The organism is Marinococcus salis (assembly GCF_054971365.1).
The window spans coordinates 73,960-90,036 of record NZ_JBQOJB010000004.1 but is presented as its reverse complement, the minus strand read 5'-3'; the positions used below and the strand labels follow the sequence as shown (position 1 = coordinate 90,036).

Annotated in this window: 20 protein-coding genes; all 20 read left to right on the top strand. The window is 50.6% G+C overall.

Features of this window, described 5'->3' with window-relative positions:
* Positions 1 to 14 precede the first annotated feature (14 nt).
* On the top strand, positions 15 to 1,607 hold the full coding sequence (gene fliF, locus ACTTK6_RS05305) for a flagellar basal-body MS-ring/collar protein FliF (protein WP_462832887.1): 1,593 nt from the start codon (positions 15 to 17) through the stop codon (positions 1,605 to 1,607).
* A 15-nt stretch (positions 1,608 to 1,622) separates the two neighbouring features.
* The gene (gene fliG / locus ACTTK6_RS05300) at positions 1,623 to 2,636 is read left to right on the top strand and encodes a flagellar motor switch protein FliG (protein ID WP_079476164.1); all 1,014 of its coding nucleotides are present in this window, start codon (positions 1,623 to 1,625) and stop codon (positions 2,634 to 2,636) included.
* Positions 2,629 to 3,372: a flagellar assembly protein FliH gene (gene fliH, locus ACTTK6_RS05295; protein WP_179124098.1), complete on the top strand. Its 744-nt coding sequence runs from the start codon at positions 2,629 to 2,631 to the stop codon at positions 3,370 to 3,372. Before fliG ends, fliH begins: the two co-directional genes overlap by 8 nt.
* Positions 3,369 to 4,685 (top strand): flagellar protein export ATPase FliI, encoded by a 1,317-nt coding sequence (gene fliI, locus ACTTK6_RS05290; RefSeq protein ID WP_462832886.1) that lies wholly within the window; start codon positions 3,369 to 3,371, stop codon positions 4,683 to 4,685. Before fliH ends, fliI begins: the two co-directional genes overlap by 4 nt.
* On the top strand, positions 4,685 to 5,143 hold the full coding sequence (gene fliJ, locus ACTTK6_RS05285) for a flagellar export protein FliJ (protein ID WP_079476167.1): 459 nt from the start codon (positions 4,685 to 4,687) through the stop codon (positions 5,141 to 5,143). The genes fliI and fliJ overlap by 1 nt, the downstream gene beginning before the upstream one ends.
* Complete coding sequence (locus ACTTK6_RS05280; RefSeq protein ID WP_079476168.1) at positions 5,136 to 5,696, top strand: MotE family protein; 561 nt, start codon at positions 5,136 to 5,138, stop codon at positions 5,694 to 5,696. The genes fliJ and ACTTK6_RS05280 overlap by 8 nt, the downstream gene beginning before the upstream one ends.
* Before the next feature lie 16 nt (positions 5,697 to 5,712).
* Entirely contained in the window at positions 5,713 to 7,503 is a 1,791-nt protein-coding gene (locus ACTTK6_RS05275; RefSeq protein ID WP_462832885.1) for a flagellar hook-length control protein FliK, read from the top strand.
* 16 nt (positions 7,504 to 7,519) lie between these two features.
* The gene (locus ACTTK6_RS05270) at positions 7,520 to 7,993 is read left to right on the top strand and encodes a flagellar hook capping FlgD N-terminal domain-containing protein (RefSeq protein WP_462832883.1); all 474 of its coding nucleotides are present in this window, start codon (positions 7,520 to 7,522) and stop codon (positions 7,991 to 7,993) included.
* Positions 7,994 to 8,011: 18 nt separating this feature from the next.
* A complete protein-coding gene (locus ACTTK6_RS05265; RefSeq protein WP_079476171.1) occupies positions 8,012 to 8,392 on the top strand; it encodes a TIGR02530 family flagellar biosynthesis protein in 381 nt (126 codons plus the stop codon).
* Positions 8,393 to 8,464: 72 nt separating this feature from the next.
* Entirely contained in the window at positions 8,465 to 9,262 is a 798-nt protein-coding gene (gene flgG, locus ACTTK6_RS05260; protein WP_079476172.1) for a flagellar basal body rod protein FlgG, read from the top strand.
* Between the two features lie 53 nt (positions 9,263 to 9,315).
* Positions 9,316 to 9,525, top strand: a complete 210-nt coding sequence (locus ACTTK6_RS05255; protein WP_079476173.1) for a flagellar FlbD family protein — start codon at positions 9,316 to 9,318, stop codon at positions 9,523 to 9,525.
* A 3-nt stretch (positions 9,526 to 9,528) separates the two neighbouring features.
* Positions 9,529 to 9,987 (top strand): flagellar basal body-associated protein FliL, encoded by a 459-nt coding sequence (gene fliL / locus ACTTK6_RS05250; RefSeq protein ID WP_079476174.1) that lies wholly within the window; start codon positions 9,529 to 9,531, stop codon positions 9,985 to 9,987.
* A 43-nt stretch (positions 9,988 to 10,030) separates the two neighbouring features.
* Entirely contained in the window at positions 10,031 to 11,026 is a 996-nt protein-coding gene (gene fliM, locus ACTTK6_RS05245) for a flagellar motor switch protein FliM (RefSeq protein WP_079476175.1), read from the top strand.
* Positions 11,019 to 12,182 carry a flagellar motor switch phosphatase FliY gene (fliY, locus tag ACTTK6_RS05240; protein ID WP_079476176.1) on the top strand — a complete coding sequence of 388 codons (1,164 nt, stop codon included), beginning with the start codon at positions 11,019 to 11,021 and terminating at the stop codon, positions 12,180 to 12,182. The genes fliM and fliY overlap by 8 nt, the downstream gene beginning before the upstream one ends.
* 22 nt (positions 12,183 to 12,204) lie before the next feature.
* Positions 12,205 to 12,567, top strand: a complete 363-nt coding sequence (locus ACTTK6_RS05235; RefSeq protein WP_079476177.1) for a response regulator — start codon at positions 12,205 to 12,207, stop codon at positions 12,565 to 12,567.
* Between the two features lie 22 nt (positions 12,568 to 12,589).
* The gene (locus ACTTK6_RS05230; protein WP_462832881.1) at positions 12,590 to 13,228 is read left to right on the top strand and encodes a flagellar biosynthetic protein FliO; all 639 of its coding nucleotides are present in this window, start codon (positions 12,590 to 12,592) and stop codon (positions 13,226 to 13,228) included.
* Positions 13,225 to 13,911, top strand: coding sequence for a flagellar type III secretion system pore protein FliP (gene fliP / locus ACTTK6_RS05225; RefSeq protein WP_462832880.1), 687 nt, complete (start codon positions 13,225 to 13,227; stop codon positions 13,909 to 13,911). The genes ACTTK6_RS05230 and fliP overlap by 4 nt, the downstream gene beginning before the upstream one ends.
* A gap of 25 nt (positions 13,912 to 13,936) precedes the next feature.
* A complete protein-coding gene (gene fliQ / locus ACTTK6_RS05220) occupies positions 13,937 to 14,206 on the top strand; it encodes a flagellar biosynthesis protein FliQ (RefSeq protein ID WP_022792784.1) in 270 nt (89 codons plus the stop codon).
* A 7-nt stretch (positions 14,207 to 14,213) separates the two neighbouring features.
* On the top strand, positions 14,214 to 14,996 hold the full coding sequence (gene fliR, locus ACTTK6_RS05215) for a flagellar biosynthetic protein FliR (protein ID WP_079476179.1): 783 nt from the start codon (positions 14,214 to 14,216) through the stop codon (positions 14,994 to 14,996).
* Entirely contained in the window at positions 14,993 to 16,075 is a 1,083-nt protein-coding gene (flhB, locus tag ACTTK6_RS05210; RefSeq protein ID WP_079476180.1) for a flagellar biosynthesis protein FlhB, read from the top strand. The genes fliR and flhB overlap by 4 nt, the downstream gene beginning before the upstream one ends.
* The last annotated feature ends 2 nt before the right edge of the window (positions 16,076 to 16,077 follow it).

Genomic DNA, 16,077 nt, shown 5'->3' with positions numbered 1-16,077 from the left:
TATGAAGCGAAATTATGAAAGAAAAATGGAAAGAGTACAGCCAAAAGGCGAAAACGTATTGGGGCAGCCGCAGTAAAAAACAAAAAAGAATATATATTTTTGGTACGACGGCGATCTTTCTTTTTCTCCTCATAAGCATACTGCTGTTTTCGCGGACAAACTTTGAGCCTCTTTACACCGATCTGGCACCGGAAACAGCAGGAAGCATTAAAGAGACGCTGGACACCCGCGGAGTAAAGTATGAAATTTCGAATGAAGGAACCACAATTAGCGTGCCAAAGGATCAGGTGGATGCGTTGAAGGTGGACCTGGCTGCCGAGGGGCTGCCACAGGACGGAGCGATCGACTACAGCTTTATTGAAGACCAGACCGGCTTCGGAATGACGGACAATGAATTCTCTGTCATGGAACGGGCAGCACTACAGACTGAGCTTGAAGCATTAATTTCCAACATGGACGCAGTGGAAAGCACCGATGTAATGATTAATATGCCGGAGGAAGCCACGTGGGTGGCCGAAGAAGCCGAAGCAGCCACCGCCTCGGTGACGGTCGATTTGAGTGGAGCAGGGGAGCTGGACCAGGAGCAGGTGAAGACTCTGTACAACCTGGTGTCCAAGAGCGTGCCTGATCTGCCGGTGGAAAATATCGATATCAGCGATACAAGCATGAACTATTATACATATGAAGAGAATGGTTCTTCCGGGTCCGCTATGGATCAATACGAGGATCAGCGTGCGGTACAGCAGGATATCGAAAAAGACATCCGCCGTGAAGTCCAGCAGATGCTCGGCACGGTGGCTGGACAGAACAAAGTCATGGTCTCGGTAACGACAGACATCGACTTTACGAAAGAAAACCGGGAAGAAGACCTCGTTGAGCCGGTGGATGAAGAAACGATGGAAGGCATTGCAGTCAGCGCAGAAGAAATTGCTGAAGCTTATGAAGGCGTTGATCCGCTCGAGGAGGGTGAAGCAGGCGCCGGAGAGGAAGATGTAGCCAACTATCCGGCGGGTACAGAAGCAGCCGGTGACTCGGAGCGGACGGAAGAACGAATCAATTACGAAGTGAACCGTATACATAAAGAGATTCAGGAAAGTCCGTACAAGCTTCGCGACCTTGGCATTCAAGTGATGGTGGAACCGCCGGACCCGGAAGACCCGAACTCTTTAGAAGCAGAAACAATGGACAACATGCAGGCCATGCTTGAGACAGTCATCAGTACGAGCATTGATAAAGAATATCTTGAAGCAGAAGGTGAAGAAATGGATGTAGAAGAAAAAGTATCTATTTCCTCCCAGACGTTCCTCGGTGCTGAAGAAGTCGACCAGGAAGCTGGCGGCCTGCCGTGGTGGGCTTACGCAGCGATGGCAGTTGGAGCTGTGGGCCTTATTCTGCTGGCAGTATGGCTCATCCGGCGGAAAAAACCAGTGGAAACCAAAGAGGAAACCTTCCAGGCAGCAGAATTTGAACAGCACGAGGTACCGGATCTTGGAACCAGCCGGGAAATGACCGAGGAAGAAATGAAACGAAACCAGCTCGAGAAGCTAGCAAAAGAAAAGCCGGAAGAATTTTCAAAGCTGCTTCGTTCTTGGCTGTCCGATGATTAAAAGGGGGAGCAGCAATTGCAAAAGAGAAAAGAAACGCTGACGGGAAAGCAAAAAGCGGCTGTGCTGCTGATCTCACTGGGTCCGGACGTTTCAGCCGAAGTATACAAGCATTTGCGCGAGGAAGAAATTGAAAAGCTGACGCTTGAAATTGCCAATGTCCGAAAAGTGGAAAGCTCGAAAAAAGAAGAAGTAATGAATGAATTCCACCAAATAGCCATTGCGCAGGATTACATTTCCCAGGGAGGCATTGGCTACGCTAAAAGCGTTCTTGAAAAAGCGCTCGGGGAAGAGGAAGCAATGCACATGATTAACCGCCTCACATCGTCGCTGCAAGTAAAGCCATTTGACTTCGCCCGCAAAGCTGAGCCGGCCCAGGTGCTGAACTTCATTCAAAACGAGCACCCACAGACGATCGCCCTGGTGCTTTCGTATTTGGAGCCGGGCCAGGCCGGGCAGATTTTGTCAGAGCTTCCTGAAACGCAGCAGACCGATGTGGCCCGGCGTATTGCAAAAATGGACCGGACCTCGCCGGAGATTGTAAGCGAGGTGGAAGCAGTGCTTGAACAGAAGCTTTCCACATCTGTTACCCAGGACTATACCGAGGCAGGCGGCATTGAATCGGTGGTAGAGGTGCTGAACGGAGTGGACCGGAGCACGGAAAAAATCATTCTCGAATCCCTGGAACAGGAAGACCCGGAGCTGGCTGAAGAAATCAAAAAGCGCATGTTCGTATTTGAAGACGTGGTGGCTCTTGATAACCGTTCCATACAGCGTGTGGTACGGGACGTTAATAATGAAGATCTTCAGCTCGCCCTCAAAGTGGCAAGCGAACAGGTTAAAGAAGTTGTCTTCCAGAACATGTCCCAGCGGATGGCCGAAACGTTCCAGGAGGAAATGGAATTTATGGGGCCGGTGCGGCTGCGTGATGTAGAGGAAGCTCAGTCGAGAATAGTCGGTATAATCCGGAGACTCGAAGAAACGGGCGAAATTGTGATTGCCCGCGGCGGGGGAGATGATGTCATTGTCTAACGTATTTCGCACTCACGTAAGCGCCGGACACAGAACCATTGCTCCAAGAAAAATTGTGTATCAGGAAGTGCCGCCGCAGGCAGACGAACATCTTCTTCAGCAGCGGCAGGCGGAACAGTTAAAGGATCAGGCCGGCCGGCTGCAGCAGCAGGCCGAGCAGGCCTGGAAAGAAACCCAGGAAAAAATCAGGCAGGAAGAAAACGATTCCCAGGCCCGCATTGCCGCCTGGGCCGAAGAGGCAAAACAACAAGGATACGCGGAAGGGTTTGAGAGCGGAAAACAGGAAGGGCTCGAAGCGTGGCAGCAACAAATTTCTCACGCTGGTCGGATCATAGAATCCGCTGAGCAGGCCTTTCATGAACGCTTGAATGAAGCTGAACCGACAGTAATTGATATAGCCGTGCAGGCACTCGAAAAAATGCTTGGTCCGGAATGGCTGCCGGATGAGCACTGGCGGATGCAGCTTTCGACCGCGGTAAGCGCACTGCGGGAACAGGGCCATATCCGTGTGCTTGTAAGTGCCGGGGAGTACGAAGAGGTACGAATGTATAAAGAAGAGCTGCAGAGTGCGGCAGGGAGCGAACAGAAGGTAACCATTTACCCTGATGCGCAGATGAGACAAAGCCAGTGTGTACTCGAAACAGACTTCGGAAAAATCGACGTTTCCCTGGAGACCCAGCTTCAGGAATTAAAAAAACAGCTGCAGGCTGTTGTTAAAGAAGGTATGCCGGTATGAGGGCAGAGCATGCAGCAGCCCAGGTCAAACAGATGTCTTTGTACCGGTCCTACGGAAGTGTAGAACGGGTGATTGGCTTAATGGTGGAGTCACGCGGCCCCAAAACAAACGTCGGGGACATCTGTTACATATACGGCGTCGGAAGTGACACCTCCACAGCTGCTGAGGTGGTTGGCTTTCGCCAGGAGTATGTGCTGCTGATGCCGCTGGAGTCATTAAAAAACATCAGCCCGGGCTGCACAGTAGAAGCCACCGGCAAACCGCTGAAGATTAAGGCCGGGGCAGGGCTTATCGGACGTGTATTAAACGGAATGGGAGAACCGATTGATCATCAGGAGCTTCCGGAAGGACTGGTCAGTGTTTCTTCGGAGGCAGCGCCGCCGGCACCGCTTGACCGTCCAAGAATCAAAAATATCATGCCGACCGGTGTGAGAGTAATCGACAGCCTGCTTACGATGGGGGAAGGGCAGCGCATAGGTATTTTTGCCGGAAGCGGTGTTGGCAAAAGCACGCTGCTTTCGATGATCACGCGCTACACGGAAGCCGACATCAACATCATCGCTCTTATCGGGGAGCGCGGTCGTGAAGTGCGCGACTTTATCGAACGCGATCTCGGGGAAGAAGGCATGGCTAAATCAGTACTGGTGGTAGCGACCTCGGACCAGCCCGCTTCCATGCGGATTCAGGGCGCGTATACAGCTACAGCTATCGCAGAATATTTCCGCTCTAAAGGAAAAAAAGTCAATTTCATGATGGATTCCATTACCCGGTTTGCGATGGCCAGAAGGGAAATCGGGCTCGCGATCGGTGAACCCCCGACGACCAAAGGATATCCGCCGTCGGTATTTGCCCTCCTGCCGGGATTGCTTGAACGGACGGGTACAAGCAAAGAAGGTTCAATCACTGCTTTTTATACCGTGCTTGTGGACGGAGATGACATGAATGAACCGATTGCTGATGCCGTACGCGGTATTCTTGACGGCCACTTTGTTCTTGAACGGTCGCTTGCCAATAAAAATCACTTTCCGGCCATCGATGTGCTTCAAAGCGTGAGCCGGGTAATGTCAGAAATTACAAATGAAACCCATCAGCAGGCAGCTTCCAAAGTGAAGAGCTGGCTTGCGGCGTACCGGGAGGCGGAGGATCTCATACGAATCGGGGCTTACCGTAAAGGCAGCTCCCGGGAGACTGACGAAGCACTGGAAAAATTGCCTGCCGTTGAAGCACTTATCCAGCAGCGGTCGATGGAAGCTTCGACAATGGAGCAGACGCTGAAGAAACTGCAAAACGTAATGGAGGAGGGAGCTTCTTAATGGCCTATCAATTTTCGTTAGAACAGCTGCTGCAGCTGCGGGATCGTGAAAAGGACCAAAAAGTAAAATCTTACAATGAAGCAGTGGACCAGTTTGAGCAGAAAGCCGGCGCCCTGTACGAAATGCTCCGTTCTAAAGAACATGCCGAAGAGGTTAACCGGGAAAAAATGACCAGGGGTGTGACGGTACGGGAGCTTCGCCAGCAGGAAAAGATGCTTCATATGTATGAGCGAGAAGCTGTGGTTCTCGAAGAGGCTGTAAGTAAGGCCAGGTGGATGATGCTGCGTGAGGAAAAAGCGATGCAGGAAGCATGGCGCGAAAACCGGAAGCTTGAGCTGATGAAGGAACAAGAAGAAGCAAAACACACGGAAAAAATAAAGCGAAACGAGCGGGCAGCAATGGACGATACCGCGGTGCAAATGTATCTCCAGAAGCAGACGGTGCAGCATCATGGCTGAAAAAGAAAAGAAAAAGGGCAGTTTTTTTCAATGGTTTTTCATGCTGTTTCTTATCCCGCTCCTTTTCGCCATCGTTCTGTCGGTTGCGGTTATGTCCTTTATGGGCATAAATGTGACGCAGCTTGGCCAGGACGTGGTGAAGTCGGTTGCCGGAAGCGAAGAAAGTGCAGATGACGCCGGTGCTTCCGGCGAAGAACTCGAAGCGAAGGAAGAGGAAATTGTCGAACTGCAGCAGCGGCTTGAGGAACGGGAGCAGGAGCTCCGTAGTGTGGAAGAAGAGCTTGAGGAATTGACGCTTGAAGCAGAAACAAAAGAAAGCGGCGAAGAAGGCGAAGAAGAAAATGGGGGGAGCGCTGGCTCCGCCCAGAAAATTTACGAGGAAATGAAGCCGGCGACAGCGGCAGCGGTACTTGGGCAGCAGGAAACAGAAGTGATTGTCCAACAATTGTATTCCCTGCGGCCGGAGGAACAGGCAGCCATTCTCGAAGAAATGGATGAAGAGCTTGCTGCTTCCGTTGTTTCAGGGATTGAAGGCCTCGATTTGGCACAGTAGAAGAAAGGAGGACGCTATGGAAACAGCAATTACCGGCCGGGCCCCGGCCCAGTTGAGCGGCACGCCTTTGTCCGTGCAGGCAGCAAGCGGTTCATCAGCTTTTGCCGTGTTATTCGCGGGGACAGCTGCGCTTGCGGAAAGAAAGCCGGCAGAGGAAAATGGGCCGGAAAACGCCCTGCCTTCAGCTGAACAAGTAATGGAAGCGATCGAATCGCATCCTGAAGCAATCAATGCCCTGATAAAGAAGCAGCCGGAGCTTGAAGAAGCCTTGATATATATTGCAGAGCTCGTACTTGACGAGCAGGGCGGCGAAACGCCGGTGCCGGAGGATGCGCTCGAAGAGATGCCGCCAGAAAAGGACAGCATGCTCACTAAGCTTGCCATTGTCGTAAATTCTCCAAATGCAGAAGCATTGGCAAACAAACACGCGGGAGTAAGCGAAAAGCAGCCTGAAGCCTTGGGGAACACGAAGGAAGAGCGAGCAGTGAAAGCAGCACTGCCGGTACTCGAACAGCTGACAGCCAAGCTCAAGATCCTGCCCCCGGGAGACCAGCAGGCGATACAGATGGAAGCTGAAAAGCTGCAGCAGGCTGTTGGGCAGCTGGTTTCTGAAACTCTGGTGGGAAACGAAAAGGGGCAGGCAGAAGATTCGTTTACGAACCGATTGAATGAGTTGACTGCCCTTCTTTCAAAAGTTTTACCAGAAAACTCTGGAAAAGCCCGCCTTGAAGCTGCTCTTATCGCTGCAGCAGTGGCTGACGAAGCTCCGGTGCAGCCAGATGGAACGAAGGGAAAAATGGAAGGCGTTCGGCCGGAGTGGTCAACGCCTCGGAAGGATATTTCCCGAATAGAAAAGCTGGAGATTTTGTTTCCAGAAAAACCTCCGGAAGTGCAGCAGCTTATTTCATACCTAGAACAGCATTCAGGAGCCGAACGCAGCGCAGGGCCGCATCCCCAGTGGCTGCCGCAAGTGCCTGCCGGGTGGATGAGTCCTCCAGCCGGCCAGGAAGCAAGAGCAGCAACCGGGCTGCAAAGCTTGAAGCAAGATTTGCAGCAGTGGCAGAAATACATCAATGGGCGGGAAGAGCCGGGATCCTGGGTGCCAAAAGCGCTTCAGCCTTCCGGGGAACAGCCTGAAAAGCTGCTGACGGCATTTGTTCACAGTCTCCAAGCGCTGATAAAAAAGCAGCCATCTGTCTCTTTAACAGCAGAAGCGGGTAATAATAAAGCATTCGCAGAGCAGCTCGAACGGATTCTTCAGAGTATCCGCGGCGAAACAGGAAATGCTTCAGCCACTCCAGTACCACCAGCTGGAGTGGGAGAGCCGAGAGCGTCCCAGTTGAATGGGCCGCTTGTAATCCAGCTGCCGCCGGCGTCTGAAGGAAATCAGCGTCAGGCAGAATTTTTAAGGCAGTTCCAGCAGACACTCAGTACGATGAACGCCGCCCAGCTGAAAAACGGAGCTTCCTATACGATCCGCCTTCATCCTGAACATCTGGGCCGGCTCGATGTGAAGCTCACGAAAATTGAAGGGCAGTGGACCGCTCAGCTGGTTACAACCTCCAAAGGAGCGCAGGAGCTTGTGGAAAGCAGCGTGCATCAGCTGAGGCATTCCTTCCTGCAGCAGAACCTGCAGGTGGAGCGCATCGAAGTAGCAGAGCATCCGGATTTCTATAAGGAAGAAGAGCAGAAAGAAGAGCCTGAAGAACAGCGGGAAGCGGTAAATGTGCAGGAAGAGTCTTCAGAAGAGGAAGAACACTCGTTTGAAGATATTTTACAGCAGCTTTCGGTCAACGAACGCATTTAAAGGAGGTGAACATACGATGAGTGCCATTACAGATAATATGCAGCTAAGTAATACTTCAAACAGTAAAAGCCCATTTGCCGCAGAGAACACCAACGGCAATATGGATAAGGATGATTTTTTGAAGCTGCTGATTACCCAGCTGCAAAACCAGAATCCGCTCGAGCCGATGAACGATACCGAATACGTGTCGCAGATTGCCAACTTCAGTACGCTTGAGCAGATGACGAACATGAACAAATCATTGGAACAGTCGACACAGTTTATGGCGCAAGATGCGCTGATGCAGCTGAGCAGCCTGATTGGCCAGGACGTGACATGGCAGACACTCGTAAACGCTCATACTCCAAACGAGGACGTGCAGACGGGGCGCAATGAAATTAAGTCTGTGAAAAAAGATACTCAGGGAAATATTATGGTCGAGCTTGACTCGGGACGCTGGATTGATGGCAGGCAGGTGGTGAACATCGGAAAAGAGCAGGCGGAAAGCTGACATGAAGGAAGGAACAGCATGGATTATTCAAAGATACATAACTATTCCAGCATGCCGGTTCCGTCCAATACAGGAAGCGCTCCACGTCCGGAAAAACAACAGGCTGGTTCATTTGCCTCACTGTTGCAGAACGAACTGGCCGGGCCGGAAGTAAAAATCAGCAAGCATGCTGCCAAGCGAATGGAAGAGAGAAACGTCCATATTGATAGCACGGCCTGGGAACAGATGCAGGTAAGACTCGGTGAGGCAGCGGAAAAAGGTGTGAAGGAATCTGTTGTGGTATTCCCGGAAGCGGCACTGGTTGTTAATGCAGAAAATAGGACGATCATTACAGCAATGTCCAAGCAGGAAGCAGCGAATCATACATTTACTAATATTGACGGCGTCATATTCATGTAAAAGGCTTGACCGCAAGGAGGCCTGGGCCCCCGACAGACAGACGGGGCCCGCTTAAATCAAAGGAGGAATACCATGTTACGCTCTATGTATTCAGGAATCGCAGGAATGAAGAACTTTCAGCAGAAATTGGACGTTATCAGCAACAATATCGCAAACGTAAACACCCAGGGGTTCAAAAAAGGACGCCCGACATTTCAGGATATGATGAGCCAGCAGACCGGAGCAGCCGCAGGAGCGGAAGGTAACCGGGGCGGAGTAAACGCAAAACAAATTGGCCTTGGGAGTGAACTTGGAAGTATTGATACGGTTGACACGCAGGGCAGCCTGCAAAACACCGGCCGTGAATTAGATCTTGCAATTTCAGGTTCGGGCTATTTTAAATTGGAAAACCCACAGGGCGGCGAGAATTTATACACAAGATCGGGTAATTTTTACTTGGATAACGGCGGAAATATTGTTAATGCAGATGGTCATTATTTATTGAACGCAGGGGATGGAAGAATTAATATTGATGCCAATGCGCAGAGCTTTAGCATTGATTCTGCAGGGAACATCAACGTTGTTGGCCAAAATGGAAATACAAATGGAGCGGGTCAAATTGGGCTGGCAACGTTCAACAATCCGGGAGGGCTGGAAAAAGTAGGAGGAAACATCTTCCGGGCTTCTTTAAACTCCGGTGTAGCGAATGATGTTGCTCCAGGTGCAGGCGGCGCGGGAGAAATTGTATCTGGAGCCCTGGAAATGTCTAACGTTGACCTCTCCGAGGAATTTACGGAAATGATCACGGCCCAGCGCGGGTTCCAGGCAAATACGCGCGGTATTACGACAGCGGACGAAGTGCTTCAGGAGCTGCTTAACATTAAGCGGTAACTAAGAAATGAAATTGGGGGAGACAGGGGCGGTATGCTGCCCCTCAACTAATTATGATGGAATTAACAAAATTAAACGGACGCCCGTTCGTGCTGAATACTACATTGATTGAACAGGTCGAAGCGGCGCCGGATACTACAATTACGCTGCTGAACGGCAACAAAATTGTCGTCCGGGAAAGCATTAGTGAAGTAATGGACCTGGCCGAACGGTTTTATCGACGGACATGGATACCGGCTAGTCGAAAAGGGGAGAATGCCTGAGCCATGTTAAAAACCAGAGCAGGAAAAATGATGATGATTATGCTTTTGACCCTTGTTCTTATTGCAGGAGCGGCGGCTGCTGTGTATCAATTTCTTGGCTCCTCGTCTGAAAAAGCCGAAGGCAGTGAAGAGAAAAAAACAGAGGAACTAAGCGCCGAAGAGCTGCGGGAGCTCACCTGGGATATGGAAGAAATGACAACCAACCTAAAAGGAAACGACCGCTATATTAAAACGATGTTCAGCCTGCAGGCCGATAATGAAAAAGCCCGAAAAGAGCTGGAACAGCGGGATTACCAGATTAATAATATCATTATCCACGAACTGGCCCAGCTCAGCCCCGAGGATATTGAAGGCTCGGAAGGCACAACAAAAATGGAAGAACGACTTAAGGAAAAAGTAAATGAAGTTATGACAGAGGGCAAAGTACAGCGGGTCTACACGACTGAACGCGTTATTCAATAGCCCAGGAGCAGCCTGAGAGAAGAGAAAGGGAGGTGAAAGCCTCTTGTCAGATGTATTATCACAGCACGAAATAGATGCCCTCCTGTCCGGCTTGTCCACTGGAGAGATGGACGGGGAACAATTGAAAAAAGAAGAAAGTGAACGCAAAGTCCGTTCCTACGATTTTAAACGCGCCCTTCGGTTTTCTAAAGAGCAGATCCGGGGCCTGTCACGGATACACGAAAACTTTGCAAGAATTCTTACCACGGCACTTTCAGGCCAGCTGCGCTCTTTTGTGGATATTAATGTGGCTTCTGTCGACCAGGTGCCCTACGACGAATTTATTCGTTCGATTCCTAAAATGACACTCCTGAATGTGTTTGAAGCTCCTCCCCTTGAAGGTCGGCTTCTGATGGAGGTCAACCCGCATGTTGGCTACGCCATGCTTGACCGGCTGCTTGGTGGCCAGGGTCAGAGCATGAACAAGGTCGAAAAGCTGACAGAAATTGAAACAAAGCTGTTGAGTTCCTTCATGCAGATGATTCTTGAATCTTTTCAAAACGCCTGGGAATCGGTGCTCAGCATTGAAACCATCGGCTCCGAAATTGAAGTGAACCCGCAGTTTCTGCAGATGGTTTCTCCAAATGAAACCGTGGTAGTCATCTCTTTAACCACCACAATCGGGGAAACGTCCGGGATGATCAATTTATGCCTGCCGCACATGGTGCTTGAAGAGATCCTGCCAAAGCTTACTACCCACTACTGGATGCAGACAAAAGTAAAAGAAAGAAACCAGCAGGAGGTAGAACACCTGAACGAGTGGCTGATGCAGGGAAATGTTTCTCTGCAGGCCATTCTCGGCACTTCCTCTATTACTATTGAGGAGCTATTACATATGGAACGCGGGGACATCTTAACGCTGAAACAGCATATTCATGACCCGCTCGAGGTGCATGTAGGCAGCAGGAAAAAATTCACAGCCCAGCCAGGAAGAAAACGAAGCCATATGGCTGTGCAAATATTAGAAAAGATAGAGGAGGGAGAAGAACAGCATGAGTAGTGACGATATGCTTTCGCAGGACGAAATTAACGAGCTGCTGAAAAACGTTGGCGCAGACGATGATAATGACAGCGGCTTTCCCTCCAGGGAAACACCGGCCGAAGAGATTGCCTCTTCTACTGAGGAAGACGGCCTTGACCACCTCTTATCCACCGAGGAAAAGGATACGCTTGGAGAAATCGGCAACATCAGCTTCAGCAGCGCGGCAACTGCCCTGTCGAGCCTGCTGAACCAGAAAGTGAGCATCACCATTCCTGGCGTGAAAGCTGTATCAACCGCAATGGTAGAGAAGTCCTTTCCACGTCCGCATGTAGCGGTAAATGTGAAATACACGGAAGGTTTTGAAGGAACCAATTTGTTTGTGATCAGCATGACGGACGCAAGCATTATCGCCAATCTGATGATGGGCGGCGATGGCAAAGTAGATGAAGCTGATAACATTGATGACATGCAGCAAAGCGCGGTACAGGAAGCAATGAACCAGATGATGGGCTCAGCCTCCACCTCCATGAGCACTATTTTTAATAAACGGGTGGATATTTCTCCTCCGGGCGTCAATATTATGAACCTGGAGCAGGAGGAATCAGCCCGCTACATCCCTGACGAAGATACGGTCGTACAGATCGCCTTCCGCATTCAGATCGGGGAGCTGATGGACTCTTATATTATGCAGCTCATACCGCTTGGATTTGCAAAAAAGATGGTCGAAGAGCTGCTTGGAACAAATAACGCAGAAGCTCCGCCGCAGCAAAAACAGGAGCCTGGCCCGGAGCGGTCCAGACAGCAGGAAGCCCGGCAGCAGACAGAGCGTGCCCAGGGGCCTGCGTCGGCTCCGACAGTAAGTGGAGCCGCTTTCTCCGAGCTCGAGGAGCCGGCCCACAGACATAGCGACGGCGGCGGGAATCTTGATATGCTCATGGATATATCGCTTGACGTGACAGTGGAGCTTGGCAGATCCAGGCAGCCGATCAAGGATATATTGGCCCTGTCCCAGGGGTCGGTGGTTGAGCTTGACAAGCTTGCCGGTGAACCGGTGGACGTGCTTGTAAACCAGAAGCCCGTAGCTAAAGGGGAAGTCGTCGTCATCGATGAAAATTTTGGCGTGCGCATTACAGAAATACTAAGCCCGAGAGAACGGGTGGCTCAACTAAAATAATAATAAACAGGGAGTGGACAGCATGGCTTATTCAGTTTTAGTAGTAGACGACGCCGCGTTCATGCGGATGATGATCAAAGATATTCTGGAAAAGAACGGGTTTAACGTAGTAGGAGAAGCAAAAGACGGAAACGAAGCAGTGGAAAAATTTCAGGAAACGGCTCCGGATCTTGTGACGCTTGACATTACTATGCCTGACAAGGATGGAATCGAAGCGTTAAAGGAAATCAAAGCAGCAGATCCCAATGCCAAAGTAATCATGTGCTCAGCCATGGGCCAGCAGTCCATGGTCATTGATGCGATTCAGGCAGGGGCGAAAGATTTTATCGTAAAGCCGTTTCAGGCAGACCGTGTACTTGAAGCGATCAATAAAACGTTAGGCTGAGGGCCTGCTGCGGAGGAAAAAAATGAATTGGAAATACGCAGTGATTATAGGTGTAATAATGACAGTAATACTTCTGGCGGGCGCAGACACAGCGCTTGCCAGCACTACTGTTAATGAGTCCCTGAATCCGCAGGAAAATCAGGAGGACACGGGTTCTGGCAGTGAAACTCCGGCAGACGAAGATTCGGTCCCTGCAGCGATGGATAACGGCAGCCTGTGGCTGAATTTTATAAAGATGATTGGAGCACTCGCGGTCGTCCTCGGCCTGCTGTTCTGGCTGCTGAAATTCATTAATAAAAAAACGAGCAGATATCAATCGACCCGCTCGCTGCAAAGCATTGGCGGAATCGGGCTCGGCCAGAATAAATCCATTCAAGTAGTTAAAGTTGGAGACAAAATGCTTGTGATTGGTGTCGGGGATACAATTTCGCTCCTTCAGGAAATTGAGGATAAAGAGGAACAGGAACGGATTACCGCCCAGGAACAAAATACATATGCAGGCGTTCCGTCAGTGATAGATAAGTGGAAAAAACGCGGAAAAAAAGAAGACAGCAGCTCGCCTTTTCACTCGATGCTTGAAGAACGGCTGAAAACAGCACGTGAGGCAAAACATCCGGAGGCGCGGGATAAACGGACGGAAGCGAAGGAGGAACAGCGATGATTATTAGTGCTCTTCCGGCGCTTGATTTCAGCGGACTGCTCGAGGGCGGCGGCGAAGGAGCGGCAACCTCGGTACAGCTAGTGCTGCTGCTTACGGTTTTATCTCTTGCCCCGGGCATTCTGGTGCTGATGACCTGTTTTACCAGAATTGTGGTCGTGCTGAGCTTTGTGCGGATGGGGCTTGCCACGCAGCAGACGCCGCCAAACCAGGTGCTTATCGGCCTTGCCTTATTTTTAACCTTCTTCATTATGGCGCCGACGCTCTCGGAAGTAAACGAGCAGGCGTTCAGCCCGCTAATGGCAGGAGAAATCGATCAAAACGAAGCGCTGACAGAAGCGGTCGGCCCGATGAAGGAATTTATGTCCCGGTATACGAGGGAAAAAGACCTGGCGCTGTTTATGGATTACGCGGGCGAAGAGCGACCGGAGTCGATCGAAGACATTCCTCTTACATCGCTCGTGCCGGCGTTTGCCATCAGCGAACTGAAAACAGCTTTTCAGATGGGGTTTCTCATTTTTGTGCCTTTTCTTGTTATTGACATGATTGTGGCGAGTGTATTGATGAGCATGGGCATGATGATGCTTCCGCCGGTGATGATCAGTCTGCCGTTTAAAATTTTATTGTTTGTGCTTGTAGATGGATGGTATCTGATTGTGGAGTCGCTCCTCCTCAGCTACACCTAGCCGGGTTAAAGAAAGGAAGAAATGTATGTCAGCAGAACAGGTAATGCAGATCGCACAACAGGGAATATGGATGGTTTTTTTAATTGCAGGGCCGCTGCTTGTCATTGCGCTCGTTCTCGGCTTTGGTGTTGCCATATTTCAGGCGACCACCCAAATCCAGGAGCAGACGCTCGCGTTTATACCTAAGATTCTTGGCGTGTTGGCCGCCATGCTCGTGCTCGGCCCGTGGATGCTGACGCAGCTGGTGGAGTATACGAGAAATTTATGGTATCACGCCCAGCAGTTTATCGGTTGAATAGACGATGGAAGCAATAATTGAGCAGCTCCCTGCTTTTTCCCTGGTGTTTGTGCGAGTGCTCGCTTTTTTTACGACGATGCCTCTTTTCTCTTATCGGACTATTCCGAATCAATTTAAAGTAGGTTTGGCATTTTTTCTTGCTTTGGCTATTTTTCCGGCACTGGATGCTCCGCTGATGACGGTGGACGGCGAGTATATTCTCCTGCTGTTAAAAGAAGTCATGCTCGGACTTGCGATCGGGCTTATCGCGACGATTATGCTGTATGCTGTCCAGACAGCCGGAATGTTTCTTGACATTTCCTTCGGCTTTTTGGTGGCAAACGTGGTGGATCCACAGACGGGTGCCCAGAGCCCGCTTTTCGGCGGTTACTTTTACGCTTTTGCGCTCTTAATGCTTTTGGCAGTGAACGGCCACCATCTGCTGCTCGACGGCATTTATTACAGCTACAGCTTTGTGCCGATCGACCAAACAGGGCTTGCCTTCGGCGATGAAGCGGTCGTTACGCATGTGGCGGAGGCTTTTAACCAGATGTTTATTCTTGCCTTTCAGCTGGCGTTTCCGCTGGTTGGTTCGCTCTTTCTGGTTGACCTTGCTTTAGGGATCATGGCCAGAGCAGTCCCGCAGATGAATGTGTTCGTCGTCGGACTGCCGCTGAAAATTGCGGCAGGGCTGCCGCTGCTTGTGGTGGCAATTCCCGGGATGTTTTTGGCCATTCAGTACTTATATGAAGACATGTTTCACGTCTCGCGTGGACTGCTTGAACTTTTGGGGGAGGAACAGGAATGAAGTGGACACTCGATCTGCAATTCTTTTCACAGGAAAAAACCGAGGAGGCCACGCCTAAAAAACGCCGGGATACAAGGCAGAAAGGCCAGGTCCCCAAAAGTAACGATGTGAATACAGCAGTCATACTGTTTTTAGTATTTGCTCTCTTTTACATGTACGGAGGCACTATTTTTAATCATTTGCAGGCGTTAATGACGCATACATACATAGAATACATGCAGTGGGAAATTACAACGGCCAGTGTTCCGGCGATGCTGCAGGAAATTACGATCCAATCCGTTATTATTATCCTGCCGGTAATGCTCGTGGCCATGGTGGCAGGCGTGGCGGCCTCGCTTACCCAGGTTGGTTTTTTGTTCACGGGCGAACCGGTCAAAATGAAGCTTGAAAAAATTAACCCGCTCAGCGGTATCAAACGGATATTTTCAGCCCGGGCGCTTGTGGAGCTGGCCAAAGCACTTTTAAAAATCACGCTTGTCGGCGGTGTCGTTTTTACCATTCTCTGGCTCGCGCTCGACCGTCTCCTGTTTTTATCGCAAAAGGATGTTGGCGACGGATTTATGGAAATTGCCCGGCTGACCGGGCTGATGGGGATTATCGGAAGCCTGCTGCTGCTCGTGCTTTCGCTTCCGGACTATATTTATCAGAAGCACGACCACGAAAAGCAGATCCGCATGTCCAAGCACGACGTAAAGCAGGAAATGAAAAACATGGAGGGCGATCCGCTTATCCGCGGCAAACGAAAGCAGAAGCAGCAGGAACTCGCGATGGGACGGATGATGGAAGAAGTGCCGAAAGCAGATGTCGTCATTACGAACCCGACGCATTTTGCGGTCGCGCTCCGCTACGAAGAAGGGGCGATGGGGGCGCCGAAGGTGATTGCTAAGGGAGCCGATCATCTGGCCCGGAGGATTAAGGAAAAAGCAGGTGAACATGCTATCCCGATGGTGGAAAACAAGCCGCTCGCCCGTGCGCTGTATGCCCAGTCCGAGATCGATGATGAAATACCTGAAGATCTATTCAAAGCCGTGGCCGAGGTGCTTGCATACGTGTACCGCCTTAAAAGGAAAAACGGGTAGAA

Excerpts from the sequence above, each read along its gene's own strand:
- fliF (WP_462832887.1), top strand. The coding sequence starts at position 15 with ATGAAAGAAAAATGGAAAGAGTACAGCCAAAAGGCGAAAACGTATTGG.
- fliI (WP_462832886.1), top strand. The coding sequence starts at position 3,369 with ATGAGGGCAGAGCATGCAGCAGCCCAGGTCAAACAGATGTCTTTGTAC.
- fliJ (WP_079476167.1), top strand. The coding sequence starts at position 4,685 with ATGGCCTATCAATTTTCGTTAGAACAGCTGCTGCAGCTGCGGGATCGT.
- ACTTK6_RS05280 (WP_079476168.1), top strand. The coding sequence starts at position 5,136 with ATGGCTGAAAAAGAAAAGAAAAAGGGCAGTTTTTTTCAATGGTTTTTC.
- ACTTK6_RS05275 (WP_462832885.1), top strand. The coding sequence starts at position 5,713 with ATGGAAACAGCAATTACCGGCCGGGCCCCGGCCCAGTTGAGCGGCACG.
- ACTTK6_RS05270 (WP_462832883.1), top strand. The coding sequence starts at position 7,520 with ATGAGTGCCATTACAGATAATATGCAGCTAAGTAATACTTCAAACAGT.
- ACTTK6_RS05265 (WP_079476171.1), top strand. The coding sequence starts at position 8,012 with ATGGATTATTCAAAGATACATAACTATTCCAGCATGCCGGTTCCGTCC.
- flgG (WP_079476172.1), top strand. The coding sequence starts at position 8,465 with ATGTTACGCTCTATGTATTCAGGAATCGCAGGAATGAAGAACTTTCAG.
- ACTTK6_RS05255 (WP_079476173.1), top strand. The coding sequence starts at position 9,316 with ATGATGGAATTAACAAAATTAAACGGACGCCCGTTCGTGCTGAATACT.
- fliL (WP_079476174.1), top strand. The coding sequence starts at position 9,529 with ATGTTAAAAACCAGAGCAGGAAAAATGATGATGATTATGCTTTTGACC.
- fliY (WP_079476176.1), top strand. The coding sequence starts at position 11,019 with ATGAGTAGTGACGATATGCTTTCGCAGGACGAAATTAACGAGCTGCTG.
- ACTTK6_RS05235 (WP_079476177.1), top strand. The coding sequence starts at position 12,205 with ATGGCTTATTCAGTTTTAGTAGTAGACGACGCCGCGTTCATGCGGATG.
- ACTTK6_RS05230 (WP_462832881.1), top strand. The coding sequence starts at position 12,590 with ATGAATTGGAAATACGCAGTGATTATAGGTGTAATAATGACAGTAATA.
- fliP (WP_462832880.1), top strand. The coding sequence starts at position 13,225 with ATGATTATTAGTGCTCTTCCGGCGCTTGATTTCAGCGGACTGCTCGAG.
- fliQ (WP_022792784.1), top strand. The coding sequence starts at position 13,937 with ATGTCAGCAGAACAGGTAATGCAGATCGCACAACAGGGAATATGGATG.
- fliR (WP_079476179.1), top strand. The coding sequence starts at position 14,214 with ATGGAAGCAATAATTGAGCAGCTCCCTGCTTTTTCCCTGGTGTTTGTG.
- flhB (WP_079476180.1), top strand. The coding sequence starts at position 14,993 with ATGAAGTGGACACTCGATCTGCAATTCTTTTCACAGGAAAAAACCGAG.